Here is a 22637-nt window from a genome sequence, read left to right as displayed (position 1 = left end):
ATGCTCCTACCGTGGTCCCGGGCGTGACACGACGGAAGCATACGGCGGCTGCGGGGGCCGCCAGTCGGCGATGCCGGCGAACCCCCGCAGGAGCAGGCCGGGCGCCGCCTTGGAGACGGCGGCGATCAGGGCGTCGCGTACGGCGATGCCGGCGCGGTTGGTCATCAGGTCGAGGCGGGCGGTCCTGACCGACTGGCGGGCGATGGCGGTCGTCCGCGGCTGCCGGGCCGCGCTGTACGCCGTGAGGTCACCCGCATAGTGGGCCAGCACGATCGCGTCCTCGATCGCCTGGTTGCCGCCCTGGCCCAGCATCGGCGGCATGGCGTGCGCGGCGTCGCCGACGAGGGCCACCCGGCCGCGGTGGAAGGCGGGCAGCGGTGGGTCGATGTGGTGGACGTCGTGGCGCAGGACGTCCTCGGGCCGGGCGGCGGCGAGGATCGCGGGAACGGGGTGGTGCCAGTCGCCGTAGCGGCGCAGCAGTTCGGCCCGCTCGTCGTCGGGGGCGCGCTCCCCGGCGGGCGCCAGGGCCGCCGCGTACGCGTACACCCGGCCGTCCTTGAGCGGGTGCGAGCCCCAGAGCCGGCCCCGGCCCCAGGTCTCGTGCGAGGCGAACTCCACGCCGGGCAGCGGGATCACGACCCGCCAGGTGGTGAACCCGCAGTACACGGCTCCGGGATGGTCCGGGAACAGCGCCCCGCGGACGGCGGAGTGGATGCCGTCGGCGGCCACCACCAGGTCGGCCTCCAGATCGCCGTCCGGGGTGCTCACCCGGGCCGGGCGGCCGTCGGCGCCCGGATCGGCGACGGTGGCGCCGACGCCCGTGCGGACCGTGCCCGGCGGGAGGCCGGCGGACAGGCTGGTGATGAGGGTGGCCCGGTGCAGCAGGACCAGGGGGCCGCCGAAGCGTTCCGCCGCGGCGGCGGCATCGGTGCGCGAGAGCCACCGTCCCGACGGGGCGCGCAGTCCTCCGTCGCCCTGCCAGGCGGCCAGGTCGCGGATCTCCTCCCCGAGGCCGATGACGTCCAGGGCGCGCAGGGAGTTGGGAGCGAGCGAGATCGCCGCGCCGACCGGTTCCAGCGAGGGGGCCCGCTCCAGGACGGTCACCTCCAGGCCACGGCGGTGCAGTGCCGCCGCCGCGGTCAGCCCGCCGATCCCGCCGCCGATCACGACGACCCGCTTCGGCTGTGCCATGGGTTCCTCCCGATGCAACTACAGGTGTAGTGAGGCGTACCGTACTACGGATGTAGTGAGCCGGGTAGGTTGATCTCCATGTCCGAACGCTCCGCGGGCGCCGCCCGCGCCGACCTCGTCGCCGACGCCGCCCTCCGTCTGCTCGCCGAGCGCGGCATGCGCGGCCTGACCCACCGGGCGGTCGACGAGACGGCCGGGCTCCCCCAGGGCTCGACCTCCAACGTGGCCCGCACCCGCCAGGCCCTCCTGGAGCTGACGGTACGGCGGCTCGCCGAACGCGAGGCCCGCGTGCTGGCCCTCGATGAGATGCCGGACCCGCGCGGCGGCCGGGAGTCCCTGGTGGACGGACTCGCGCTGGCCACGCACCGCTCCCTGACCCGCAACCGCGAACTGACGCTCGCCCGCTACGAGCTGGCCCTGGAGGCCACCCGACGCCCCGAGCTGCGCGCCTGCTTCGACGCCACGGGCGCCCGCTTCCACGAACAGCTCGGCGCGCTGATGACCGCGCTGGGCTCGACGGATCCGGCCCGGCACGTGCTGTCCCTGGTGGCGTGGGCGGACGGGCTGATGTTCTCCTGCGTGGCCGGTTCCTTCGGTGCGCGGCAACCGGGCCTGGACGAGGTGCGCGCCGGACTGCGCGAACTGCTGGAGGGGATGTTCGGGCCGTCGTAAAACCGCTGGTGGGCGGCGGCGAGTTGGGCAAGGATGCGGCCATGACGACCGAACGCCGCGAACCCGCCGTCAACGCCGATGAGCGCACCATGCTGGAGGGCTGGCTCGACTACCACCGCCAGACCCTCGCCTGGAAGTGCGCGGACTTGACCGAGGACCAGCTGAGGACCGCCTCCGTGGCGCCGTCGGAGCTGACCCTGATGGGGCTGGTGCGGCACATGGCCGAGGTCGAGCGGTACTGGTACCACGAGGTGCTCCTCGGCGAGGACCTCGGGGTGCTCTACTCCTCCGAGCAGGACCGGGACGGCGAGTTCCACCTCTCCGACTCGGACACCTGGCAGGAGGCCCACGACACCTGGCAGGCCGAGATCGAAAGGGCCCGGCGCAACACCGCCGGCCGGGGTCTCGACGACCTCTCCAAGGGCACCAGCCGCGCCGGGGAGCACTTCAGCCTCCGCTGGATCCACACCCACATGATCGAGGAGTACGCGCGCCACAACGGCCACGCCGACCTCCTGCGCGAGCGCGTCGACGGGTCCACCGGCGACTGACGTCACCCTCGGCGGGCCCACGGCCTCCGTACGGGGGCGGAGATCACCCGTGCGGGGCATCCTGCGCTTGTCCACTGTCCCGAAGCGGTCCCCACCCACCAGAGTGGCCCGGGTGCATCGAACGACGACGACCGCAACGCTCCTGGTCACCGTGGCCCTCTCGACCCTCTCGGGCTGTGTGACCGTCCAGCGCCCGCCCGTCCCGGGGCCCGTCACGGCACCGTCCCAGCCCTCCGCGCCCCGGCCGGACGGCAGGGCGGAGCCGCAGATCGTGCAGGCGCCGGCCCAGGAGGCGCTGGAACTCATCGGCCCGCCCCGCCGCCCGGAACGCACGCCACCGGCGACCCGGCGGCCCACCCGTCCCGCCCCGCCGCCCGCGACGGCACCAGCCGCCCGGCCGGAGGCTCCCCGCAGCCATCCCCGCCCGCCACACCCGCGCCCCGAGCGCCCCGCCCCGCCGCGCCCCCGGGTCGAGCTCCCGGACGTCGCCGAATCGGTACGCGAGAACACCGACGTCTGCGCCCTGGGCAGGACGTACGGCGGCTGGCGCAAGGACAGCCCCGAGGCGAGGATCTGCGAGCGGACGTACGGGCGCTGACCGTCAGGGCCGCTGCACCGGCGGCCCTCACCCCCGGGAGGAGTCGCCCTCCCCCAGCCGTTGTTCCAGCCGGTGGATCGCCGCCCGCACCCCGTCCCCGTAGCTGTCCTCGGCGAGCGCGTCGGCCGCCGTCCGGGCCCGCCGCAGATGCGTCCGCGCCGCCTCCGAGCGGTTCAGCTTCACGTAGTCCGCGGCGAGGTTCAGATGCAGCGACGGATACAGCGCCCGGACCGCGAGCGCCCCCTCGTGCTCGGCGAGGCGGTCGTCGGTCAGCTCCTCCGCCGCCGTCAACGCCCTCAGGTCCCAGGCGAGTTCGTCGTCCGGCTCGTCCTGCGTGTCGGCGAGGTAGTGGGCCAGGGTGCAGCGGTGCAGCGGGTCGCCGTCCTCGCCGATCTCGGCCCACAGATCGAGCAGGCGGTGCCGGGCCTCCTCGCGGTCCCCCGCGTGGTGCAGCATGACGACCTGCCCGATCCGTGTCATCACGGCATCCGGCGCCGTCCGCTCCTGTCGCTGTGCCACCGCGTCCTCCACACCCTCGGCGCCTGGTCGCCCCCGACGCTAACCGCAGCCACCGGCAATCCCGGCGAGGCGGGGCCGACCCGTGGGAGCGGCCCCGCACCAGGTCAGCCCAGGTTCGGCAGCCGCCAGTCGATCGGCTCGTGGCCCTGCGCCGCGACCGCCTCGTTGATCTGGGTGAACGGACGGGAGCCGAAGAACTTCTTGGCCGACAGCGGGGAGGGGTGCGCGCCCTTGACCACGGCGTGCCGCGTTTCGTCGATCAGCGGGAGCTTCTTCTGCGCGTAGTTGCCCCACAGCACGAACACCGCCGGGTCGGGCCGGCCGGCGACGGCACGGATCACGGCGTCGGTGAACTTCTCCCAGCCCTTGCCCTTGTGGGAGTTGGCCTCACCGGAGCGGACGGTGAGGACCGCGTTGAGCAGCAGCACGCCCTGCTGGGCCCACGGCATCAGATAGCCGTTGTCCGGGACCGGCAGGCCCAGCTCCTGCTCCATCTCCTTGTAGATGTTCCGCAGGGAGGGCGGGGTCCGCACACCGGGACGGACCGAGAAGCACAGGCCATGCCCCTGCCCTTCGCCGTGGTAGGGGTCCTGACCGAGGATCAGGACCTTCACCCGGTCGAAGGGCGTCGCGTCCAGCGCGGCGAAGACCTCCTCGCGCGGAGGGTAGACGGGACCCTTCGCTCGCTCCTCCTCGACGAACTCCGTCAGCTCCTTGAAGTAGGGCTGCTGCAGTTCGTCACCCAGAACCCCGCGCCAGGACTCGGGCAGCATGGCGATGTCGGTCACGTCAACTTCCTTCGGTGTGCGGTCACTACGACGTGCGTCGCTTCCTGACCACAGAACCTACCGGCGCCCACTGACAACGCGTCCCGCGGACGGCCCTACCAGCTGGTCTTGCGGTACAGCGCACCCATCATCATGATCGTCGACGGGTCCAGGGCCCGCTCCGCGCCCGAGATGTCGTTGTTGGCCGCCACGTACTGCCGGCCCTGCCACAGCGGCAGCAGACGGGCGTCCTCGACGAGGATCTTCTGCGCCGCCTCGAAGTCCTTCTCCACGTTGGCGCGGTCGCTCTCCTGACGGGAGCGGGGCAGCAGCTTGCCGGTGATCTCGGGGGCCGGGTAGGGCGTACCGAGGGCGTTCTGGTCGCCGACGAAGGGGGCGATGAAGTTGTCGGCGTCGGGGAAGTCGGGGGACCAGCCACGGCCGAACACCGGGTACTCGCCCTTCTGGTAGCCCGTGACGTACGTCTTCCACGGGCGGCTCTTGAGGGTGATCTCGAACAGTCCGGACCCGTCCAGCTGCTTCTTGATCTCCTCGAACTCCGCCTTGGTCTCCGAGCCGTAGCGGTCGGTGGTGTACCAGAGGTCGAGCGGCACCTTGTCGGTGATGCCGGCCTCGGCGAGGATCTGGCGGGCCTTGGAGGTGCTGGGCTGGCCGTAGTCGTCGAAGAAGCCGGTGGTGTGCCCGGTCAGGCCCTTGGGGACCATGGAGTAGAGCGGCTCCACGGTGTCCTTGTAGACCTTGTGCGCGATGGCCGGGCGGTCCAGGACCTGGGCGATGGCCTTGCGGACGGCGGGCTTGGCGGCCCACGGGTCCTTGGGGTTGAAGACCAGGTAGCTGATCTGGGTGCTGACGCTCTCGACGACCTGGAACTCCTTCTGCGCCTCGTGCGTCTGGAGGTCGAGGATGTCGTCGGCGGCGATACCGCGGAAGGCGACGTCGAGCTCGTGCTCGCGCAGGGCGCCGACCATCTCGCCGGAGTCCTGGAAGTAGCGGATGGTCACCGCGCTGTTCTCGCGCTGCGCATAGCCCTCGTACTTGTCGTTGCGGACCAGCTCGGCCGTCTTGCCGTCCTCGTACGCCTGGAGCGTGTAGGGGCCGGAGCCGACGACCTTGCCGTCCTCGCGCAGCTTGTCCGCGGGGTAGCTGTCCGGGTCGACGATCGACATGGCGGGCGTGGCGAGCACGAACGGGAAGGTGGCGTCGGGCTTGTTGAGGTGGAAGACGACCTCGCGGTCGCCCAGCGCCTGGACCCGGTCGAGGCTGCCCAGCAGACCGGCGGGACCGCCGTTGACGTTGATGTCCCGGATGCGGTCGATCGAGTACTTGACGGCCTGGGCGTCCAGCGTGCTGCCGTCGGAGAACTCCAGCCCGTCGCGCAGTTCGCAGCGGTAGGCCGTGTTCGTGTTGTCGGTGAACGCGCACTTCTCGGCGGCGTCCGGCTCGGGCACGCTCGCCCCGGCGGGGTAACTGAGCAGTGTCTGGTAGATGTTGCGGAACAGTTCCCAGGAGCTGTCCCACGACGCGGCGGGATCCAGCGTGCTCGGCGCACTGGTGGTGCCCACGACGATCGGCCCTTCCTCCTCGGAAGAGTCCGAGGAGAGAATTCCGCATCCTGTCATCAGGGACGATATGGACGCGATGGCCGCCACCTGCCGCAGGCATCGGTTCCGGTTGAACACGCGCACGCTCCTCGATCTGCCATACCAAGGTCGGCAGACCATACCGCAGAGCTCGCCCGATTGAACCTGTGTCTCACAAGGGTTCTTGATCGATAAACCTCTGACTACGTTGTCAGCCGTAGGTGAATCCGTTCGGCCGGTGCGGGACGACCGGCTTGTCCGGATTCGGGCCCGTGCCCCCGCCGGGAGACACGGGCCCCACGCGGGTCAGCCGACGCCGGCGTTGAGGAAGATCCCGCCGTCGACGACGAGCGTCTGACCGGTGACCCAGTCGGACTGCTCGGAGGTGAGGAAGGCGGCGGCGCCCCCGATGTCGGAGGGCACGCCGAGCCGGGCCAGCGGGTAGGAGGCGGCCGCCTCCTCCTCCCGGCCCTCGTACAGCGCCTGGGCGAACTTGGTCTTCACCACGGCCGGGGCGATCGCGTTGACCCGCACCTTGGGCGCGAACTCGTGCGCCAGCTGCTGGGTCAGGTTGATCAGCGCGGCCTTGCTGACGCCGTAGGCGGCGATGAAGGGCGAGGGCGCGATGCCCGCGACGGAGGCGACGTTGACGATCGCGCCGCCGTTCTCCTTCTGCCAGGCGTGCCAGGTCTTCTGCGCGAAGCCGAGGGCCGAGATCACGTTGGTCTCGAACACCTTGCGGGCGACACCCAGGTCCAGGTCGGCGACCGGCCCGAACACCGGGTTGGTGCCGGCGTTGTTGACCAGGAAGTCGACGCGGCCGAAGGCCTCCATGGTGCGCTCCACGGCGATGGCCTGGTGCGCCTCGTCGTGGGCCTTGCCGGCGATGTAGATCGCGCGGTCCGAGCCGAGCTGCTCGACGGCCTCCTTGAGGGAGTCCTCGTTGCGGCCGGTGATGGCCACCCGGTCGCCGCGGGCGACGAGCGCCTCGGCGACGCCGTAGCCGATGCCGCGGCTGCCACCCGTGATGAGGGCGACCTTGCCGGAGAGTTCCATTGCAGTCATGTGCTTGATCCTCTAGTCGAGCGGTCCGCCGGCGACGTACAGCACCTGGCCGGAGACGAAGCCCGCGTCATCGCCCGTGAAGTAGGCGATGGCGTGGGCGATGTCCTCGGGGTAGCCGACGCGCTGGACGGGGATCTGGGTGGCGGCCGCGGCCTTGAAGTCCTCGAAGCCCATGCCGACGCGCTCGGCGGTGGCCGCCGTCATGTCGGTGGCGATGAAGCCGGGGGCGACGGCGTTGGCGGTGACGCCGAACTTGCCGAGCTCGATGGCGAGGGTCTTGGTGAAGCCCTGCATACCGGCCTTGGCGGCGGAGTAGTTGACCTGGCCGCGGTTGCCGAGCGCGGACGACGACGAGAGGTTGACGATCCGGCCGAACTTGGCGTCCACCATGTACTTCTGGCAGGCCTTCGACATCAGGAAGGCACCGCGCAGGTGCACGTTCATGACCGTGTCCCAGTCGGAGACGCTCATCTTGAACAGCAGGTTGTCGCGCAGCACGCCCGCGTTGTTGACCAGGATCGTGGGCGCGCCGAGCTCCTGCGCGATCCGGGCGACGGCCGCCTCGACCTGGGCCTCGTCGGAGACGTCGCAGCCGACCGCGAGGGCCTTGCCGCCCGCCGCGGTGATCTTCTCCACGGTGTCCTTGCAGGCCGCCTCGTCGAGGTCGACGACGGCGACCGCGCGGCCCTCGGCGGCCAGGCGTACGGCGGTGGCGGCGCCGATACCGCGCGCTGCGCCGGTGACTACGGCGACCCGCTGGTCGGTGGTGGACATGGCTGCTTCTCCTCGCCCTTGGGGGTGCGGCTCCACGGTCCGCCCATCGGTGAGCGACCGCTTAGTACCTTCAGCAGACGTGACGCTAGAAGCCCTGGCACCCGGTGTCAACGGCACACCGCCACGTGTGATCCATTCCCCGCGCCCCCGGCCCGCGGCGGCCGGTGGCCGCCACCCGATCGGCCCAGCTCAGCGCGTCCCCGCCCCGGGCGGCCCCTAGCGTCGGCCGGAGGCCCACGTGGCCGGAGAGGAGGCGCATCATGCGCCGTCGTACCGCAGCCGCCGGCACGCTGTTCGCCATAGCCGCGATCGTGCCGCTGGCCGACATCGCCCACGCGCAGGACCTGGACTGCGCCAACTTCACGTACCGGGAGGAGGCACAGGCCGTCTACAACTCCGACCCCAGTGATCCACACGACCTCGACGAGGACCAGGGCCCCGACGACGGCATGGCCTGCGAGGCGCTGCCCTCGCGCGGCACCGCCGCCCTCGGCACGCTCGCGCCCGCCACCTCGGCTCCCGCGCCCGTCACGGCCACCCCCACCCCCACCGCCGTACCCACCGGCGTCACCGCCAGTCCGACGCTCGGCGTGCGCGGTGGAGTGGGCGGCGCCACCGACTCCGGTCTCAGCGGCTGGGCGACCGCGGCCGGGGTCGTCTTCGTCGCCGGTGGCGCCGTCGCGGCCGGCTACGTGGTCAAGCGCCGCCGCGCCTGACTCACCGGACGAGCAGGTCCAGCAGCCGTGCCGTCTCCGCCGCCGGGTCGGCCGTGAGGCCGGTGTGGACCGGGCCGGGCTGGACGATCGTGGAGCGGGGGGCGATGAGCCAGCGGAAGCGGCGGCCCGCGTCGTCCGGGGCCGCCTGGCCCGCCGCCGCTCCCCCGGAGCAGACCCGCTCCACCGCGCCGAGCGCCGCGCGCACACCGGCCAGGTCGGCCCCCGGGTCCAGGGCGAGCAGGCGGCTCTCGTCGAGGTGGGTGAGCGCCCCGACGTACGCCTTGGCGCGGCAGTAGACCAGCACCCCGGCGTTGATGCACTCGCCGCGCTCGACGCGGGGCACGACGCGCAGGACGGCGTACTCGAAGACCTCGCGCTCGCTCGGGCCTCCCCTGATGAAGTGGCGGTCGTCGCTCACCGGGTCCCCTCGATTCGCTCGTGGATGACGGCGGCCCGGGCCAGCAACGGGCGGGCGTAGGCCCGCCTGAGGTCGTCCGGGGTGTCGAAGCCGGGTTCGTCGACGAGCCAGGCGTCCGGGATCTCGGCGGTCACCTCGGCGAGCAGGTCCTCGGTGACGAGGGGCGCCAACTCCCGGGCGCCCGCGGACACATCGGGCCCGAAGGGGGCGAGGGCGTGGTCGCGGGCGTCGTAGGGGCGGGCCGCGGAGGCCTCGGCGCCGGGCCAGTTGTGCTGCCAGATCATGGTGGCGCCGTGGTCGATGAGCCACAGCTCCCCGTGCCGCATCAGCAGGTTGGGGTTGCGCCAGGACCGGTCGACGTTGTTGACCAGGGCGTCGAACCAGACGATCCGCCCGGCCTCCTCGGGGCTCACCGCGAAGGCGAGCGGGTCGAAGCCGAGCGCACCGGACAGGAAGTCCATGCCGAGGTTGGTGCCGCCGCTGGCCCTCAGCAGCTCCTGCACCTGCTGGTCGGGTTCGCCGAGCCCGAGCACCGGGTCCAGTTCGACCGTCACCAGCCGGGGCATCCGGAACCCCAACCGCCGGGCCAGCTCCCCGCACACCACCTCGGCCACCAGCGTCTTGCGGCCCTGCCCCGCGCCGCGGAACTTCATGACGTACGTCCCGAAGTCGTCGGCCTCGACGAGACCCGGCAGCGAGCCGCCCTCACGCAGCGGCGTGATGAACCGGGTCGCGATGACTTCCTTGAGCATCGCCCCAGGTTACCGGCGCTCTGAACGGCATCCGCGCGCCGCCCGTACCTGTGGGCGCAAGGCGTACCTCCGTGGAAGGGAAGTCCGGCATGACCAGCGAACCGCTCCACCCCGTCGCGCCCCCGAGCCGCCGTACCGTCGTGGCGGCGGTCGGCGCGGTGGGCCTCACCTTCGCGCTGAACGCGTGCGGGTCGGAGGACGAGGAGCCGTCCGGGGCGGCCGGGTCCGCCGAGACCTCCGAGGGGGCAGAGGGCGCAGAGGGCGGCGGGACCGTCGTCGCGCGGACCTCGGACATCCCCGAGGGCGGCGGGAAGGTCCTCACCGATCACAAGGTGGTCGTCACCCAGCCGACGGCGGGCACCTTCAAGGCGTTCTCGTTCGAGTGCACCCATCAGGGATGCCCGGTGACGGGTGTCTCCGGGGGCGCCATCACCTGCCCCTGCCACAACAGCCGGTTCTCCATCGAGGACGGCAGCGTGCAGAAGGGGCCCGCCACCCAGCCGCTGTCCGCACGGAAGGTCGCCGTGGACGGCGACTCGATCACCCTCGCCTGACCCGGAGGGCGGCCAGCAGCTCGGCCGTGGTGGTCAGCGTGGCCACCAGCGCGAGGGTGTTGCGGATCATCGCGGGGGTGTACTCGGAGGGCACCCCGGCTATCGCGTCGGTGGGCACCACGACCGTGTAGCCGCGGTTGACGGCGTCGAACACGGCGTTCGGGATCGCCACGTTGGCCGAGACCCCGGTCACCACCAGGGTGCGGCAGCCCAGGTTGCGCAGCAGGGCGTCGACCTCGGTCCCGTGCAGGGGGGACAGGCCGTGCAGCCGCCGTACGACGAAGTCCTCCTCGGTGACCTCGATCGGGGCCGCTACGCGGACCGCGGTGGTGCCGGACAGCTGCTGGACGGGGAGCCGTTCGGCGGCGCGGAACAGACGCGCGTTGCGGTTCGCGCCGCGGCCGTCGGGGCGGCGCTCGGCGATCGCGTGGATCACCTGGAGCCCGCGGGCGTGGGCGCCGTCGACCAGCCGGGCCACGTTGGCGAGGGCACCGGAGGAGCGGGCCTCCTTGGCGAGTTCGGGCAGGGCGCTGTCCGGTCCGACGACCCCCTGCTGGCACTCGACCGTGAGCAGCACGGCGGTGGCCGGGTCGAGGACTTCCCTGAGCTGGTCGTACGACGGCACGGTTCCCCCTTGTCGCCGGCTTTCCGGGCGGGCGAGCGTAGCCACCATTGCGCGAGGAGGGAAGACGACCCATTCTTTTCTGACGTGATGTCAGAGGATCTCCTCTGGCACGACGTGGGAGAAGAGGGGGACGCATGACCGTCACTCAGCGCCGGGGCCGCAAGATCATGATGACACCGGGTGAGCTGGACGAGTTCCTGGCCACCCAGCGCACCTGCCGGGTCGCCACCGTGTCCGCGGACGGCGCCCCGCATGTGAGCACCCTGTGGTTCGCCTGGGACGGCACCTCGCTGTGGCTCTACTCGGTGGTGCGCAGCAGGCGTTGGGCACAGCTGCGCCGCGACCAGCGGGTCGCCGTCGTGGTCGACACGGGCGAGGAGTACGACGAACTGCGCGGCGTCGAGCTGTCCGGGAGGGTGGAGTTCGTGGGCGAGATGCCGCGCACCGGGGAGCTGTGCGCCGAACTCGACGTGCCGGAGACGCTGTTCGCGCGCAAGAACTTCGGTCTGGAGGAGATGCCGCACGACGGCCGGCACGCGTGGATGCGGCTGACCCCGGAGAAGATCGTGTCCTGGGACTTCAGGAAGCTGTCGTCGCTGTAGCGCCCGCCCTTCAGGAAACGGTCGCCGCCGACGCGCTCACGCGCTCCCCCGCCGACCGCAGCGCCCGCACCGCCGCCCGGATCGACGGGCGGCGATCGGCGTCCGCCCGCCAGATCACGTACACATGCCGCCGCACCCGTTGCCTGAGCGGCACGGTGACGACCTCGGCGGGCATCGGGTGGCGGCCCAGCAGCGGGACGACACAGACGCCGAGGCCCGCGGCGACCAGACCGAGCTGGGTGTGGGTCTCGGCGGCGCGGTGACCGATGATCGGCTCGATGCCCTTGGAGCGCAGGGTGAACATCAGCCACTCGTGGCAGAACTCGCCCTGGCCCCAGGTGATCCACTCGTCCTCGGCGAACTCGGCCAGATCCACCTCGTCGCGGCCCGCGAACCGGTGGCCGACCGGCATCGCCACATCGGCGGGGTCGTCCAGGATCGGCGCCTTGACCAGGCCGTCCGGGAGCGGCATCGGCTTGTTGTACCAGTCGAGGACCACCGCCAGGTCCAGATCGCCGCGCACCACTCCCCCCACGGCCTGTTCCGGTTCCAGTTCGCAGGAGCGCAGCCGCAGGGCGGGGTGCTCGGTGCGCAGGCCGGCGAGGGCGGCCGGGAAGAGTCCACGCGCCGCGGTCGGGAACGCCGCGAGTCTGAGCTCCCCCGCAACCTGGCCGCGCTGCGCCTCCAGGTCGGCCTGGGCCAGCTCCACCTGGGACAGGATCCGCGCCGCGTGCTCCGCGAGCAGCCGTCCGGCGTCGGTGAGGCGGACCCCGCGGCCGTTCTTGGCGAGCAGTCGCTGGCCGACCTCCCGCTCCAGCTTGGACATCTGCTGGGAGACGGCGGACGTGGTGATGTGCAGACCCTCGGCCGCTCCGCTGACCGAGCCGTGGCGGGCGAGGGCGTCCAGGGTGCGCAGGCGCTCCAGGTTCAACATGTAAGCAATACTACGAGATAAGGCTCGCAAATTCTCGCTTGTGCTACGAGATTGTGAGGCCCCACCCTGATCCCATGACCCGCTCTCGCTCCCTGCTCGACTGGCGGCTGCGCTTCGCCGTCCTCTCCCTCATCTGGGGTTTCAGCTTTCTGCTCATCAAGGTGGGCACCGAGGGATACGCCCCGTTCCAGGTCACCCTCGGCCGGCTGCTGTTCGGCACGGCGGTGCTCGCGGTGGTGATGGCGATGCGGCGGGACCGGCTCCCGCGCGGGGCGCGCACCTGGGGGCATCTGACGGTCGCCGCGCTGCTGCTGAACGCGCTGCCGTTCTCGCTGTTCGCCTACGCGGAGCTGACGATCCCGTCGACGCTCGCGGGCATCTGCAACGCCACCTCCCCGCTGTGGGGCATGGCCCTGTCCCTCGTCGCCCTCTCCGAGGACCGGCCCACCCGGATGCGGCTGGCGGGTCTCGGCGTGGGCTTCCTCGGCGTCCTGACGGTGCTCGGCGCCTGGCAGGGCTTCACCGGCATGGACGCCCGGGGCACCGGCATGGCCCTGCTGGCCTCGCTCTGCTACCCGGTCGGCTGGATCTACGTCCGCCGCACCCTGGCCGGCTCCGACTCCTCGCACCTGTCCCTCACGGGCGCCCAGTTGCTGCTCGCCACGCTGCAACTGGCCGTCGTCACGCCCCTGTTCACCACAGCCCCGGACGCCTTTCCGCTGCTCCCCCTGCTCGCCGTCGCGGCCCTCGGCGCCCTGGGTACGGGCGTCGCGGTGCTCCTCCAGTACGGTCTGGTCGCCGAGGTCGGCCCGACGACGGCCCAGATGGTCACCTACTTCATCCCGGTCATCGCCACGGCGGCAGGCGTCACCCTGCTCGGCGAGTCCCTGACCTGGTCCACCCCGGTGGGCGCGGCCATAGTCCTGGCAGGAGCGGCCCTGACCCAGCTCCGCCCCCGCGAACGGGCCCCGATCCCGGTCGGCCTCGACAGCCCGGTGCGGGCACCGGCGAACACCGGGGCGGGGGGAGGACGACCGTAGGTCCGAGGCGACTCCGGGCCCTACACGCCGCTCCGGCCCCGGGACGGGCGCACTGCCGAGGCGATGGCGTCGGCCAGGGCCTGCGTCTCCGGTTCGGTGAGGGTGGAGACCGTGACGCGCAGGCCGGGGCTGGTGTTCAGGCGGAACCGGGCGCCCGGCGCGACGGCCCAGCCGGCGTGCAGGAGGCGGGAGACGGCGCCGGTCTCGTCGGGGACAGGGATCCAGACGTTCATGCCGGTACGCCCCCGCGCGGTGACGCCCCGCTCCGCGAGCGCCTCGATCAGCCGGTCCCGCCGTCCGCCGTACGCCGCCGCCACCGCCTTCGGGTCGACCGAGCCGTCGGACCACAACCGGGCCACGGCCCGCTGGACGATCAGGCTGACCCAGCCCGGCCCGAGGCGCTGCCGGCCGCGCACCCGGTCGAGGGTCACCTCGTCCCCGGTGAGCACGGCGAGCCGCAGGTCGGGGCCGTAGGCCTTGGCGGCGGAGCGGGCGAAGGCCCAGTGGCGGGTGGTGCCGGCCAGCGGGTGCAGCGGGACGTCGACGATGGCGTGGCCGTGGTCGTCCTCGATCAGCAGGGTGTCCGGGTGCTCCCTCAGCACGGAACGCAGGGCACGCGCACGCGTGGCGCTCACCGCGGCGCCGGTCGGGTTCTGGGCCCGGTCGGTGACGATCAGGGCGCGGGCCCCCGCGCCGAGCGCCTGGCGCACGTCGCCGGGGAGCGGCCCCTCGTCGTCGACGCCCACGGGCGCCACGCGCAGACCGAGCGCCGGGACGAGGTCGAGGACGCTGCCCCAGCCGGGGTCCTCGACGGCGACGGTGTCCCCCGGCTTCAGATGTGCCGCGAGGACGCGCTCGATGGCGTCCAGCGCGCCGGAGGTGACGACCAGGGGCCCGTCCGGCACCCCGTCGGCGTCCAGCCCGGCGCGTGCGGCGCGCGCCAGCTCCGGATCCAGCGGGTCGTCCCCGTAGAGCACCGGCGTCCGGTCGCCCTGGTCCGCCGCGGCCGCGAACGCCGGGCCGAGCGGGGGCAGCAGCGCCGGGTCCGGATTGCCGTTCGCCAGATCCCGCACCCCGGCGGGCACCTCCTCGCGGACGTACTCGCGGGCGGTGGTGGCCGGTTTGGGTCGCACCCGGCTGCCCCGGCGCCCGGCGGTCTCGATGACCCCGCGTTCCCGCAGGGTCCGGTAGGCGGCCGCGACGGTGTTGGGATTGACGCCCAGCTCCACCGCCAACTCCCGCATCGGCGGCAGCAGTTGCCCCGGCTCCAGCTCCCCGGAGCCGACCGCCGCCTCGATACCGGCCGCAATCTCTGCTGCGCGCCGGCCCTGGATCCGATATTCTCCTAGCACAAACCCAATTATGCACTAGTGCAATGGAGACCGCAATGCAGGGGACCGCCCAGCCGACGTCGCAGCCCGCCGCCTACACCCCGACCGACCGCACGGTCCCCACGCGCTCCGCCGAGCGGGCGTCGTACGACAAGGACCTGGTGCACTCGATACTCGACGAGGCCTACGTGTGCCATCTGGGCTTCGTCCGGGACGGGGCGCCGGTGGTGCTGCCGACGCTGTTCGGGCGGGTCGGCGACCGGCTCTACGTGCACGGCTCGACGGGCTCGCGCCCGCTGCGGATGACGGGGCAGGCCGACCCGGGGCTGCCGGTGTGCCTGACGGTGACCCACGTGGACGCGCTGATCCTGGCCCGCTCGGCCTTCCACCACTCGATGAACTACCGGTCCGTGGTGGTGCACGGCATCGCCCACCAGGTGACGGACCCCGAGGAGAAGCGGATCGCGCTGGACGCCCTCGTCGACCACGTCGTACCGGGCCGCTCGGCGGACTCCCGGCCCGCCAACAAGAAGGAACTGGCCGCCACTTCCGTCATCCGCCTCGACCTGAACGAGGTCTCCGCGAAGCTGCGCACCGGCGGCGTCAACGACGAGCCCGAGGACCTCGCCCTCCCCCACTGGGCGGGCGTGGTCCCGCTGCGCAAGGGCTACGACGCCCCGGTCGACGACCCGGACCTGGCACCCGGCACCGAGGTGCCCGCCTACCTCAAGGCGCTGTGACGCGGGGCGGGTACGACGGACGCGGCGGCGTCACCCCGACAGCCGCCGCGGCCCCTCCCACGCGCTTGTCGGCCGCCGACTCCGGCGCCGAGAGCCCCGCGGCGGAGGGCTCAGGCAGGCAGCTCGCGTACCGGGCCACCCCTCACGCCGCAGAACCCGGCCGGGACAGCTCCCGCTCCCCGCTCCCGCCCGCCACCGGCTCCGCCGAGCCCTTCGCCGGCGCCGAGGACTGCGCGATCAACGCGCCGAGCAGGACGACCGCCCCGCCGATGACCTGCGGAGCCGAGAGGTGCTCGCCCAGCAGGACCCAGGCCAGCACCGTCGCGACGACCGCCTCCAGGCACGCGACCACGCCCGCGACCTGCGGGGAGAGCCGGCGCACCGAGACCACGCCGGTGACGTAGGCGACGACGGTGGCGATCAGCACGATCCAGGAGAGCAGCAGCGCCGCCGCGACGGGGGTTCCGTCCATGTCCGCACTGCCCGCGAGAACGGCCCACTCCATCGTCCAGGGCCGGGCCACCACGGTCAGCACGGCGGCGCCCACCAGCAGGCCGTAGGCGATGACGCCGAGCGGGTCCGGCGCCTCCCCGGCCGCGTCGCTGCCCTGGTCGGACAGGACGAAGTAGCCGACCTGGCAACAGGCCGCGCCGAGGGCGAGGAGCAGACCGAGGGCGTCGAAGCCGAGCCCGGCCCAGATCTCGACCACGCAGGCGAGTCCGCCCACCGCGAGGACCACTCCGAGCGCCGCGGCCCGGGTCACGGGACGGCGCTGCACGAACCGCACCCAGCCCAGCACCAGCGCCGGCGCCAGGTACTCCACGAGCAGCGCGACGCCGACCGGGATCCGGGAGATGGAGGCGAAGTAGAAGGCCTGGACGCCGGCCACCCCGAGCAGTCCGAACCCGGCGAGCAGCGCAGGACGGCGGCGCACCAGCGCGCGATGGCGGACGGCGAGCGGCAGCATCACAAGGGCCGCCCCGGCCACCCTCAGCCACACCACGTGCAGCGGGTCGAGGCCCGCCTCGATCAGCGGCTTGGCCGCGACACCGGATCCCCCGAAGGCGAGCGCGGAGGCGAGGGCGAGACCGAGCCCCATCCCCTTGCCGCCATGGCCCTGACTGCTCGTTGACGTACGCACCGGCACATGATGACAGGCGATGACATGAGCGTCACCCCCGATGACACCTGTCTCAACGGCTGGACGACCCCGACTCCCTCAGCAGCCGCTCTCACCGACGCGGCTCCCGGGACGGCTGTCGATCCGCGCGTACACGTCACCCGCGTCGATCCCGGCACGGGCCAGCACCTCGACGGCCCGCGCCTGCCCGTCCACGACGATGGCGGCCAGCAGGTCCACCCCCCGGGCGGCTTCCTCCCCGCGGCGGGCCGCGCGTTCGCAGGCGTGCTCCAGTGCGCCCGAGGCCAGCGGGGAGAGGCCGTCCGCCTCGGTCACCACGGGCACGGCTTCGGAGTCCTCGACACTGCCCTGCCAGCGCAGGCCGTAACCGATGCTGCGCTGGACGAGATAGCCGAGCAGCCGGGCCGTCCGGGGCTCGCCCTCGAAGACGTCCCGCACCTCGGGGTCGTGCTCCAGCAGGGAGTGCAGCAGATGGGCGGTGTCGACCTGCCGGTCCGCGTCCCGTGTCGCGCGACGCCGGGCGCCGGAGAGCACCGCTGCCAGTTGGGCACTGAGCCTGGCATCGTTGTCCGAGCGTCCGCCGGCCTGGTGGGGGTCCGGCCGGTGAGGGGTACGGGGTGGCACATCCCCTACCCCATCAGCCTCCGCCGGACAGGGCATCCCCGGCGGGATGCATCTTCCCGTCCCACACAGAGTGGACCCGGCGACCCGGAATCTCCTCCTTGAGGAGGAGATCACGCCGGTCCGGCGCCCTCGTCGGCCGCAGGGGAACCGCAACCACGCCGCGTTCCCGTACGTCCCACACGTGCATGGAGAGCATGTGCTGGCTGGTGGCGTTGCCGGCCGTGGACGGGAGACAGTACGTCTACCGGGTGTACGCCCCGGAGGACGCATTGCCCGCCGACCTGTTCTGGGACGCCTGGCACTGCCACGACGAGAGCGCCTTCCCGCGCGCGTGGGACCTGTTCGACGCGGCGGTGATACGACTCGTCGGCCGAGCCTCGCCCGGCACCGGCCTCCACGCTTTCTGACGGTTCATCAGTATTGAATGTTCCCGGCCTTGCGGCTACGTTCCGCGACACCGTAGCCCGAGACGAAGGGGTGGTCGCATGGCCGAAGTCACCGCTCAGGCCCGCATCGACGCGCCGGCCGACACGGTGTGGGCGCAGCTCACGGACTGGTCCGCGTACGGCGAGTGGAACGCGACCCACACCAGCTTCCCCCAGGGCGGCCCGACGGCCCTCGAAGCGGGCGGCACCTTCCAGGAGAACATGAAGCTGATGGGCTTCCCGGCCGAGGTGGAGTGGACGATCGAGGAGCTGGAGCCGGCCCGGGTGCTCGCCCTGCGCGGCAAGGGCCCGATGGCGGTGAGCGTCGCCACCCGCTACACGCTGACTCCGGACGGGGACGCCACGACCGTCCGCATCGACGGCGAGTTCACCGGCGCCGCGGTGTCGCTGATGGCGGGACGGCTGAAGGACTCGGGGACGGCCGCCCTGAACGAGTCGCTGCGCAAGCTGGCCGGGCTGGTGAGCTGAGGACCGTACCCGAAAAGGCGCCCCGCGGATCGCTCCACGGGGCGCCTTCGTCTCGCTGCCATGTCTCACGGCGGGGAGGCCGTCAGTCCTCGTCGGCGAGGATCAGGTACATCTTCTTGCGCGCGTCGTTGATCACGGAGATCGCCTTCTCGCGCTGTTCCTTGCTGCCGGTCTTCCAGACCTGCCCGAAGGCCTCCATGAGACCGAAGCCCGCCTGGCGGATCTCGCCGAGCGCCTCCCAGTCGACACCCTTGGAGGCGTCCTCCCAGGGCGCCTCCGGGCCATCCTCGGCCGCGGCGCGGCCGGCCTCGGTGAGGGAGAACAGCTTCTTGCCGCCCTCGCTCTCGCTGACGATCAGGCCCTCGTCCTCCAGCAGCTGGAGGGTGGGGTACACCGAGCCGGGGCTGGGCTTCCACGCCCCGCCGCTGCGCTGGGCGATCTCCTGGATCATCTCGTAGCCGTGCATCGGCCGGTCCTTGAGCAGGGCCAGGATCGAGGCGCGTACATCACCCCGCCTCGCCCTCCCCCGAGGTCCGCCGCGGCCCCTGGGCCCCCAGTGACCGGGACCGAAGCCCGGTCCCCCGAAGCCGGGTCCGCCCGGCCCGAAGGGACCGAAGGCGGCACGGCCGCCCTCGAAGCCACCTCGGCCGGTACCACCGTGTCCATGTGCGAATCCGTGGGAACGCATCGCCATCACTCCATTCCATCGTTGATCAGTCGCGATGCCTCAACGATATATCGGAATAGCTCGCCTGACAACCCTCGGTCGGTCCAGTCACCCCGAATTGGCCTTGGCCCGCGCCTTCGCCGCCCCACTACCGTCGGCTCATGCGCATCCGAATCGTCGACGCCTTCACCGACCGCCCCTTCGCCGGGAACCCGGCCGGGGTCCTGCTCCTCGACGCCTTCCCCACCGACGACTGGCTCCAGAAGGTCGCCCGGGAGGTCAACCACGCCGAGACCGCGTTCACCCACCGGCTCCCCGACCACCCGGAGGCCGACTGGGCGCTGCGCTGGTTCACCCCCGCCGCCGAGGTCGCCCTGTGCGGCCACGCCACCCTCGCCACGGCCCACGTCCTGCACGGCACGGGTGCCCATGAGGGCCCGGTGCGGTTCGCCACCCGCAGCGGCGTCCTGACCGCCACGCCCGGCGAGGACGGCTCGTTCACCCTCGACTTCCCGACGGCGCCGCTCACCGCGGCCGAGATCCCGGACGGCGTCGCCGAGGCGCTGGGCGCCGAGCCGCTGGCCGTCTTCGACACCGGCCCGAACGTGGGCGACCTGCTGGTGGAGCTCGCCGACGAGAAGACCGTGCGCGCCCTGAACCCCGATCACCGTTCCCTCGGCGCCTTCTCCGAGCGCGGCATCATCGCGACCGCCCGCGCCGAGGATCCCGCGGGCGGCTACGACTTCGTCTCCCGCTGCTTCTTCCCGAACCTCGGCATCGACGAGGACCCGGTCACCGGCAGCGCCCACACCGCACTGGCCCCGTTCTGGTCGCAGCGCCTCGGCCGCCCCGCGCTCACGGGCCTGCAGGCGTCCCCCCGCTCGGGCCTGGTCCGCACGGAGGTGCGCGGCGACCGCACCCTGCTGGGCGGCCGCGCGGTCACGGTGATCGACGGCGAGCTGCTGGCCTAGGCGCGCAGACACGCGAGGGGCGTACGCATCGCACGTACGCCCCTGTCGCGGTTCACGCCGTTCAGGCCGTGGGCAGCCAGTCCACCTTGCCCGCGAGCAGCGCGTATCCGACGAACGCGCCGATGTCGAGCAGCGAGTGCGCCACCACCAGCGGGCCGACCCGGCCCCAGCGGCGGTAGAGGTAGACGAACACCACGCCCATCACCAGGTTGCCGATGAAGCCGCCGATGCCCTGGTAGAGGTGGTACGAACCGCGCAGCACCGAGCTGGCCATCAGCGCCGCCCCGGGCGTCCAGCCCAGCTGGTGGAGCCGGCGCAGCAGATAGCCGACCACGATGACCTCTTCGAGGATCGCGTTCTGCAGCGCCGAGAGGATCAGGACCGGGTACTTCCACCACACCTCGGGCAGCGCCTCGGGGACCACGGTCAGGTTGAAGCCGAAGCCCCGGGCGGCGAGGTAGAAGGCGATGCCGCTGCTGCCGATCACGGCGGCGACGGCGGCGCCCCGGCCGAGGTCCGGCCAGGGGCGGGTGCGGTCGAACCCGAGGGCCCGCAGACCGCTGCCCTCGCGCAGCAGGAAGTGCGCGACGAGGAGGACCGGCACCAGGGACGTCGTGATCCCGAAGAGCTGCCAGGCGAGGTCCAGCCAGGGCCGCCCGGGAGCGGCGGAGGCGTTGAGGGTGGCCGCCTGGTCCTTCAGGCCGCCGGGCTTGGTGACCGAGCCGATGAAGCTGATGAGGGCGGAGACCCCGCTCGCCCCGAGCGAGAGCGCCAGCACGAGCAGCAGCTCGTCCCGGAGGATCCGGCGCGGGGGCCCCTCCTGCGGGAATGAATCGGCCACGGGGCCCGCCTCCGCCTGCACACTGCCTCCCAGGGGCACCACCGTCATAGGACGTCACAGCTTGCCCGATCAGTATGAGGCGGACGGCGGCGACCCCCGTTCCGGCACCCCTCAGCCCAGCGGCACGGTCTCCGGCAGGCCGACGGGCCAGGCGTGGACCGGCTCGCCCGCGCGCATCAGCTCGCGGTAGCGGCGGGTCGTGGCGGCCAGGGCGGCGTCCCGGGACAGCCCCTGCTCCAGGGCGCGGTGGAAGGTCGCGGACTGCCAGGAGGCCCCGTTGGTCCGCCGCCGGCAGCGCTCCTCGATCACCCCGAGGTACAGGTCGCGGTCGGCGGCCTCCACACCCCACGCGTCCAGACCGGACGCGGCGAGCGGCAGCAGTTCCTCGCGCACGAGGGTGGTCACGTCGATCTCCGTGACGCCGCCGTAGCGTCCGCGCCGGGGCCACTGCAGGCGGGCGTCGATGCCGTGCTGACAGGCGGTGTCGAAGTTGGTGGCGGCCGCCTCGAAGGGCAGCCGGGTCCACACCGGGCGCGGTTCCTCGGCGAGGGCGCGGATGAGGCCGTAGTAGAAGGCCGCGTTGGCGAGGACGTCCGTGATGGTGGGGCCGGCGGGCAGGACCCGGTTCTCGACGCGCAGGTGCGGGACGCCGTCGGCGACGCCGTAGACCGGGCGGTTCCAGCGGTAGACCGTGCCGTTGTGCAGGACGAGTTCCGCCAGTGAGGGGATGCCGCCCTCGTCGAGCACCTGGAGGGGGTCCTCGTCGTCGCAGATCGGGAGCAGGGCGGGGTAGTAGCGCAGGTTCTCCTCGAACAGGTCGTAGGCGGAGGAGATCCAGCGCTCCCCGAACCAGGTGCGCGGTCGCACCCCCTGGGCCTGGAGCTCGGGCGGGCGGGTGTCGGTGGACTGGGTGAACAGCGGCGGGCGGGACTCGCGCCACAGCTCCCGGCCGAACAGGAACGGCGAATTGGCCCCCACCGCGACCTGGACGGCGGCCACGGCCTGGGCGGCGTTCCAGACGTCGGCGAAGCGGCCCGGGGTGACCTGGAGGTGCAGCTGGACCGAGGTGCAGGCGGCCTCGGGCGCTATGGACTTCGAGGTGCAGGTCAAGTGCTCCACGCCGTCGATGTCGAGCATGAAGTCCTCGCCGCGGGCGGCCACGATCTGGTCGTTGAGCAAGGTGTAGCGGTCGACGTCGGAGAGGTTGGAGGAGACCAGGTCGTCCCGGTCGAGGGTCGGCAGAATGCCGATCATCACGATTCCCGCGTCCAGCTCACCGGCTTTCCGGTCGGCATATGCCAGCGAGGCGCGGAGTTCCTCGGCGAGCTGATCGAATACCCGGCCGCCCAGTCGGTGGGGGGCTATGTTCACCTCCAGGTTGAACATGGCGAGTTCCGTTTGGAAATCCCGGCTCGCGATCCGCTCGAGAACCTGCGCATTCAACATTCTCGGCATGCCGTCGGCTCCAGCGAGATTCAATTCGATCTCGAGCCCCATGAGGTTCTTCGGGCGATCGAACCGCTTCTCCGCCAGAAGCCGCTCCAGGCCCGCCAGACACTTCCGGAGCTTGTCGCGGTAGTGCTGGCGGTCGGACAGATCGAACCGACCTGCCTCGACCTTCTCCCCCATGGGAGCATCCCTCCTCGATCGGTCGGGCCGAAGATCGGCCGTCGGTGTCCTGGGTCAGGTGGGATGATGCCCAGCCGAAGCGATCGATAACGTCCCGCCGTGACCCTGAGCCCGCTAGGCTGTCGAACGTGACGGGCGGCACATTCGCCAGGCATGGGGCCGTGTGCAGTTTCGGGCGACCGCCGAACTCGTGAAAAACGCCGACGAGAATTGGCCGACCACTTCTCCCGCCTTCTCCGAGGTCACCGCCTTACACTCCTTCCGGAATCGGGATCAAACCCGCGGATCGCCGTCCGAATGCGCCCTTGCCGAGTGCGCCCGAAACGGCTAGACGAAACACTCACTGAACACTTGTCGTATAAACTCCGCGAACAAGGCGGATGCTTGGCGCCCGGTCGGA

Annotated in this window: 27 protein-coding genes; 11 read left to right on the top strand and 16 right to left on the bottom strand. The window is 72.1% G+C overall.

The window, feature by feature from the left end; translation table 11 throughout:
- Window positions 1-6 precede the first annotated feature (6 nt).
- The gene (locus tag M8H82_RS14855; RefSeq protein ID WP_250073987.1) at window positions 7-1191 is read right to left on the bottom strand and encodes an FAD-dependent oxidoreductase; all 1185 of its coding nucleotides are present in this window, start codon (window positions 1189-1191) and stop codon (window positions 7-9) included.
- Window positions 1192-1269: 78 nt separating this feature from the next.
- Here M8H82_RS14855 and M8H82_RS14850 point away from each other — a divergent pair, with 78 nt between their 5' ends.
- The 3 genes from M8H82_RS14850 (at window position 1270) to M8H82_RS14840 (ending at window position 3012) form a co-directional block, all read left to right on the top strand.
- Entirely contained in the window at window positions 1270-1863 is a 594-nt protein-coding gene (locus M8H82_RS14850; protein WP_250073985.1) for a TetR/AcrR family transcriptional regulator, read from the top strand.
- Window positions 1864-1904: 41 nt separating this feature from the next.
- Window positions 1905-2414, top strand: coding sequence for a DinB family protein (locus tag M8H82_RS14845; RefSeq protein WP_250073983.1), 510 nt, complete (start codon window positions 1905-1907; stop codon window positions 2412-2414).
- 112 nt (window positions 2415-2526) lie between these two features.
- Window positions 2527-3012, top strand: a complete 486-nt coding sequence (locus M8H82_RS14840) for a hypothetical protein (protein WP_250073980.1) — start codon at window positions 2527-2529, stop codon at window positions 3010-3012.
- Between the two features lie 27 nt (window positions 3013-3039).
- Here M8H82_RS14840 and M8H82_RS14835 read toward each other — a convergent pair whose 3' ends face one another.
- From M8H82_RS14835 to fabG, 5 genes are all read right to left on the bottom strand, one after another.
- The gene (locus M8H82_RS14835; protein ID WP_250073978.1) at window positions 3040-3531 is read right to left on the bottom strand and encodes a hypothetical protein; all 492 of its coding nucleotides are present in this window, start codon (window positions 3529-3531) and stop codon (window positions 3040-3042) included.
- Between the two features lie 104 nt (window positions 3532-3635).
- On the bottom strand, window positions 3636-4319 hold the full coding sequence (gene ung, locus M8H82_RS14830) for a uracil-DNA glycosylase (protein ID WP_250073976.1): 684 nt from the start codon (window positions 4317-4319) through the stop codon (window positions 3636-3638).
- A gap of 95 nt (window positions 4320-4414) precedes the next feature.
- Complete coding sequence (locus M8H82_RS14825) at window positions 4415-5998, bottom strand: ABC transporter substrate-binding protein (RefSeq protein WP_250073972.1); 1584 nt, start codon at window positions 5996-5998, stop codon at window positions 4415-4417.
- 207 nt (window positions 5999-6205) lie between these two features.
- Window positions 6206-6964, bottom strand: coding sequence for an SDR family oxidoreductase (locus tag M8H82_RS14820; RefSeq protein WP_250073970.1), 759 nt, complete (start codon window positions 6962-6964; stop codon window positions 6206-6208).
- Window positions 6965-6976: 12 nt separating this feature from the next.
- The gene (fabG, locus tag M8H82_RS14815; RefSeq protein WP_250073966.1) at window positions 6977-7738 is read right to left on the bottom strand and encodes a 3-oxoacyl-ACP reductase FabG; all 762 of its coding nucleotides are present in this window, start codon (window positions 7736-7738) and stop codon (window positions 6977-6979) included.
- 260 nt (window positions 7739-7998) lie between these two features.
- Between fabG and M8H82_RS14810 the strand changes: the two genes are divergently transcribed.
- Window positions 7999-8454, top strand: coding sequence for an excalibur calcium-binding protein (locus M8H82_RS14810; protein WP_250073964.1), 456 nt, complete (start codon window positions 7999-8001; stop codon window positions 8452-8454).
- Between the two features lies 1 nt (window position 8455).
- On the opposite strand, the gene M8H82_RS14805 is transcribed toward M8H82_RS14810, so the two are convergent.
- Window positions 8456-8872, bottom strand: coding sequence for a DUF3037 domain-containing protein (locus M8H82_RS14805; RefSeq protein WP_250073962.1), 417 nt, complete (start codon window positions 8870-8872; stop codon window positions 8456-8458).
- Complete coding sequence (locus tag M8H82_RS14800) at window positions 8869-9624, bottom strand: HipA family kinase (protein WP_250073960.1); 756 nt, start codon at window positions 9622-9624, stop codon at window positions 8869-8871. Before M8H82_RS14800 ends, M8H82_RS14805 begins: the two co-directional genes overlap by 4 nt.
- Before the next feature lie 89 nt (window positions 9625-9713).
- Between M8H82_RS14800 and M8H82_RS14795 the strand changes: the two genes are divergently transcribed.
- A complete protein-coding gene (locus M8H82_RS14795) occupies window positions 9714-10178 on the top strand; it encodes a Rieske (2Fe-2S) protein (protein WP_250073958.1) in 465 nt (154 codons plus the stop codon).
- On the opposite strand, the gene M8H82_RS14790 is transcribed toward M8H82_RS14795, so the two are convergent.
- Window positions 10165-10803 carry a cysteine hydrolase gene (locus M8H82_RS14790; RefSeq protein ID WP_250073956.1) on the bottom strand — a complete coding sequence of 213 codons (639 nt, stop codon included), beginning with the start codon at window positions 10801-10803 and terminating at the stop codon, window positions 10165-10167. The two genes, M8H82_RS14795 and M8H82_RS14790, sit on opposite strands and share 14 nt — an antisense overlap.
- A gap of 134 nt (window positions 10804-10937) precedes the next feature.
- On the opposite strand from M8H82_RS14790, the gene M8H82_RS14785 reads away from it, so the two are divergent.
- Window positions 10938-11405, top strand: a complete 468-nt coding sequence (locus tag M8H82_RS14785; protein WP_250073954.1) for a pyridoxamine 5'-phosphate oxidase family protein — start codon at window positions 10938-10940, stop codon at window positions 11403-11405.
- Window positions 11406-11415: 10 nt separating this feature from the next.
- On the opposite strand, the gene M8H82_RS14780 is transcribed toward M8H82_RS14785, so the two are convergent.
- Complete coding sequence (locus M8H82_RS14780; protein ID WP_250073952.1) at window positions 11416-12339, bottom strand: LysR family transcriptional regulator; 924 nt, start codon at window positions 12337-12339, stop codon at window positions 11416-11418.
- A gap of 74 nt (window positions 12340-12413) precedes the next feature.
- Here M8H82_RS14780 and M8H82_RS14775 point away from each other — a divergent pair, with 74 nt between their 5' ends.
- On the top strand, window positions 12414-13379 hold the full coding sequence (locus M8H82_RS14775) for a DMT family transporter (protein ID WP_250073950.1): 966 nt from the start codon (window positions 12414-12416) through the stop codon (window positions 13377-13379).
- 20 nt (window positions 13380-13399) lie between these two features.
- Here M8H82_RS14775 and M8H82_RS14770 read toward each other — a convergent pair whose 3' ends face one another.
- The gene (locus tag M8H82_RS14770; RefSeq protein ID WP_250073948.1) at window positions 13400-14731 is read right to left on the bottom strand and encodes an aminotransferase class I/II-fold pyridoxal phosphate-dependent enzyme; all 1332 of its coding nucleotides are present in this window, start codon (window positions 14729-14731) and stop codon (window positions 13400-13402) included.
- A gap of 35 nt (window positions 14732-14766) precedes the next feature.
- Here M8H82_RS14770 and M8H82_RS14765 point away from each other — a divergent pair, with 35 nt between their 5' ends.
- The gene (locus tag M8H82_RS14765) at window positions 14767-15450 is read left to right on the top strand and encodes a pyridoxamine 5'-phosphate oxidase family protein (protein ID WP_250074387.1); all 684 of its coding nucleotides are present in this window, start codon (window positions 14767-14769) and stop codon (window positions 15448-15450) included.
- A gap of 142 nt (window positions 15451-15592) precedes the next feature.
- Here the strand turns inward: M8H82_RS14765 and M8H82_RS14760 are convergent, their stop codons facing one another.
- Both M8H82_RS14760 and M8H82_RS14755 read right to left on the bottom strand, forming a co-directional pair.
- A complete protein-coding gene (locus tag M8H82_RS14760) occupies window positions 15593-16597 on the bottom strand; it encodes a DMT family transporter (RefSeq protein WP_250073945.1) in 1005 nt (334 codons plus the stop codon).
- A gap of 72 nt (window positions 16598-16669) precedes the next feature.
- Entirely contained in the window at window positions 16670-17215 is a 546-nt protein-coding gene (locus M8H82_RS14755; protein WP_250073943.1) for a Clp protease N-terminal domain-containing protein, read from the bottom strand.
- A 185-nt stretch (window positions 17216-17400) separates the two neighbouring features.
- Between M8H82_RS14755 and M8H82_RS14750 the strand changes: the two genes are divergently transcribed.
- Window positions 17401-17622: a hypothetical protein gene (locus tag M8H82_RS14750; protein WP_250073941.1), complete on the top strand. Its 222-nt coding sequence runs from the start codon at window positions 17401-17403 to the stop codon at window positions 17620-17622.
- A gap of 78 nt (window positions 17623-17700) precedes the next feature.
- The gene (locus M8H82_RS14745; protein WP_250073938.1) at window positions 17701-18129 is read left to right on the top strand and encodes an SRPBCC family protein; all 429 of its coding nucleotides are present in this window, start codon (window positions 17701-17703) and stop codon (window positions 18127-18129) included.
- An 82-nt stretch (window positions 18130-18211) separates the two neighbouring features.
- Here M8H82_RS14745 and M8H82_RS14740 read toward each other — a convergent pair whose 3' ends face one another.
- Window positions 18212-18817, bottom strand: a complete 606-nt coding sequence (locus tag M8H82_RS14740) for a PadR family transcriptional regulator (RefSeq protein WP_250074384.1) — start codon at window positions 18815-18817, stop codon at window positions 18212-18214.
- Window positions 18818-18957: 140 nt separating this feature from the next.
- Between M8H82_RS14740 and M8H82_RS14735 the strand changes: the two genes are divergently transcribed.
- Window positions 18958-19767 (top strand): PhzF family phenazine biosynthesis protein, encoded by an 810-nt coding sequence (locus tag M8H82_RS14735; RefSeq protein ID WP_250073937.1) that lies wholly within the window; start codon window positions 18958-18960, stop codon window positions 19765-19767.
- Window positions 19768-19828: 61 nt separating this feature from the next.
- Here the strand turns inward: M8H82_RS14735 and M8H82_RS14730 are convergent, their stop codons facing one another.
- Together M8H82_RS14730 and M8H82_RS14725 are read right to left on the bottom strand one after the other, a co-directional pair.
- Window positions 19829-20629: a type II CAAX endopeptidase family protein gene (locus M8H82_RS14730; RefSeq protein ID WP_250074382.1), complete on the bottom strand. Its 801-nt coding sequence runs from the start codon at window positions 20627-20629 to the stop codon at window positions 19829-19831.
- A gap of 90 nt (window positions 20630-20719) precedes the next feature.
- Window positions 20720-22237 carry a glutamate-cysteine ligase family protein gene (locus tag M8H82_RS14725; protein ID WP_250073935.1) on the bottom strand — a complete coding sequence of 506 codons (1518 nt, stop codon included), beginning with the start codon at window positions 22235-22237 and terminating at the stop codon, window positions 20720-20722.
- Window positions 22238-22637 lie beyond the last annotated feature (400 nt).

Origin of the sequence: Streptomyces sp. YS415, assembly GCF_023544665.1 — a bacterium.
Lineage (GTDB): Bacteria > Actinomycetota > Actinomycetes > Streptomycetales > Streptomycetaceae > Streptomyces.
This window is presented reverse-complemented; position numbering and strand designations above follow the sequence as displayed.

Bases quoted from the DNA above. Each gene is read 5' to 3' on its own strand.
- M8H82_RS14820 (WP_250073970.1), bottom strand. From the start codon at position 6,964: ATGACTGCAATGGAACTCTCCGGCAAGGTCGCCCTCATCACGGGTGGC.
- M8H82_RS14795 (WP_250073958.1), top strand. From the start codon at position 9,714: ATGACCAGCGAACCGCTCCACCCCGTCGCGCCCCCGAGCCGCCGTACC.
- M8H82_RS14750 (WP_250073941.1), top strand. From the start codon at position 17,401: ATGGAGAGCATGTGCTGGCTGGTGGCGTTGCCGGCCGTGGACGGGAGA.
- M8H82_RS14810 (WP_250073964.1), top strand. From the start codon at position 7,999: ATGCGCCGTCGTACCGCAGCCGCCGGCACGCTGTTCGCCATAGCCGCG.
- fabG (WP_250073966.1), bottom strand. From the start codon at position 7,738: ATGTCCACCACCGACCAGCGGGTCGCCGTAGTCACCGGCGCAGCGCGC.
- M8H82_RS14780 (WP_250073952.1), bottom strand. From the start codon at position 12,339: ATGTTGAACCTGGAGCGCCTGCGCACCCTGGACGCCCTCGCCCGCCAC.
- M8H82_RS14845 (WP_250073983.1), top strand. From the start codon at position 1,905: ATGACGACCGAACGCCGCGAACCCGCCGTCAACGCCGATGAGCGCACC.
- M8H82_RS14735 (WP_250073937.1), top strand. From the start codon at position 18,958: ATGCGCATCCGAATCGTCGACGCCTTCACCGACCGCCCCTTCGCCGGG.
- M8H82_RS14745 (WP_250073938.1), top strand. From the start codon at position 17,701: ATGGCCGAAGTCACCGCTCAGGCCCGCATCGACGCGCCGGCCGACACG.
- M8H82_RS14850 (WP_250073985.1), top strand. From the start codon at position 1,270: ATGTCCGAACGCTCCGCGGGCGCCGCCCGCGCCGACCTCGTCGCCGAC.
- M8H82_RS14785 (WP_250073954.1), top strand. From the start codon at position 10,938: ATGACCGTCACTCAGCGCCGGGGCCGCAAGATCATGATGACACCGGGT.
- M8H82_RS14800 (WP_250073960.1), bottom strand. From the start codon at position 9,624: ATGCTCAAGGAAGTCATCGCGACCCGGTTCATCACGCCGCTGCGTGAG.
- M8H82_RS14765 (WP_250074387.1), top strand. From the start codon at position 14,767: ATGCAGGGGACCGCCCAGCCGACGTCGCAGCCCGCCGCCTACACCCCG.
- M8H82_RS14740 (WP_250074384.1), bottom strand. From the start codon at position 18,817: ATGCGTTCCCACGGATTCGCACATGGACACGGTGGTACCGGCCGAGGT.
- M8H82_RS14855 (WP_250073987.1), bottom strand. From the start codon at position 1,191: ATGGCACAGCCGAAGCGGGTCGTCGTGATCGGCGGCGGGATCGGCGGG.
- M8H82_RS14775 (WP_250073950.1), top strand. From the start codon at position 12,414: ATGACCCGCTCTCGCTCCCTGCTCGACTGGCGGCTGCGCTTCGCCGTC.
- M8H82_RS14725 (WP_250073935.1), bottom strand. From the start codon at position 22,237: ATGGGGGAGAAGGTCGAGGCAGGTCGGTTCGATCTGTCCGACCGCCAG.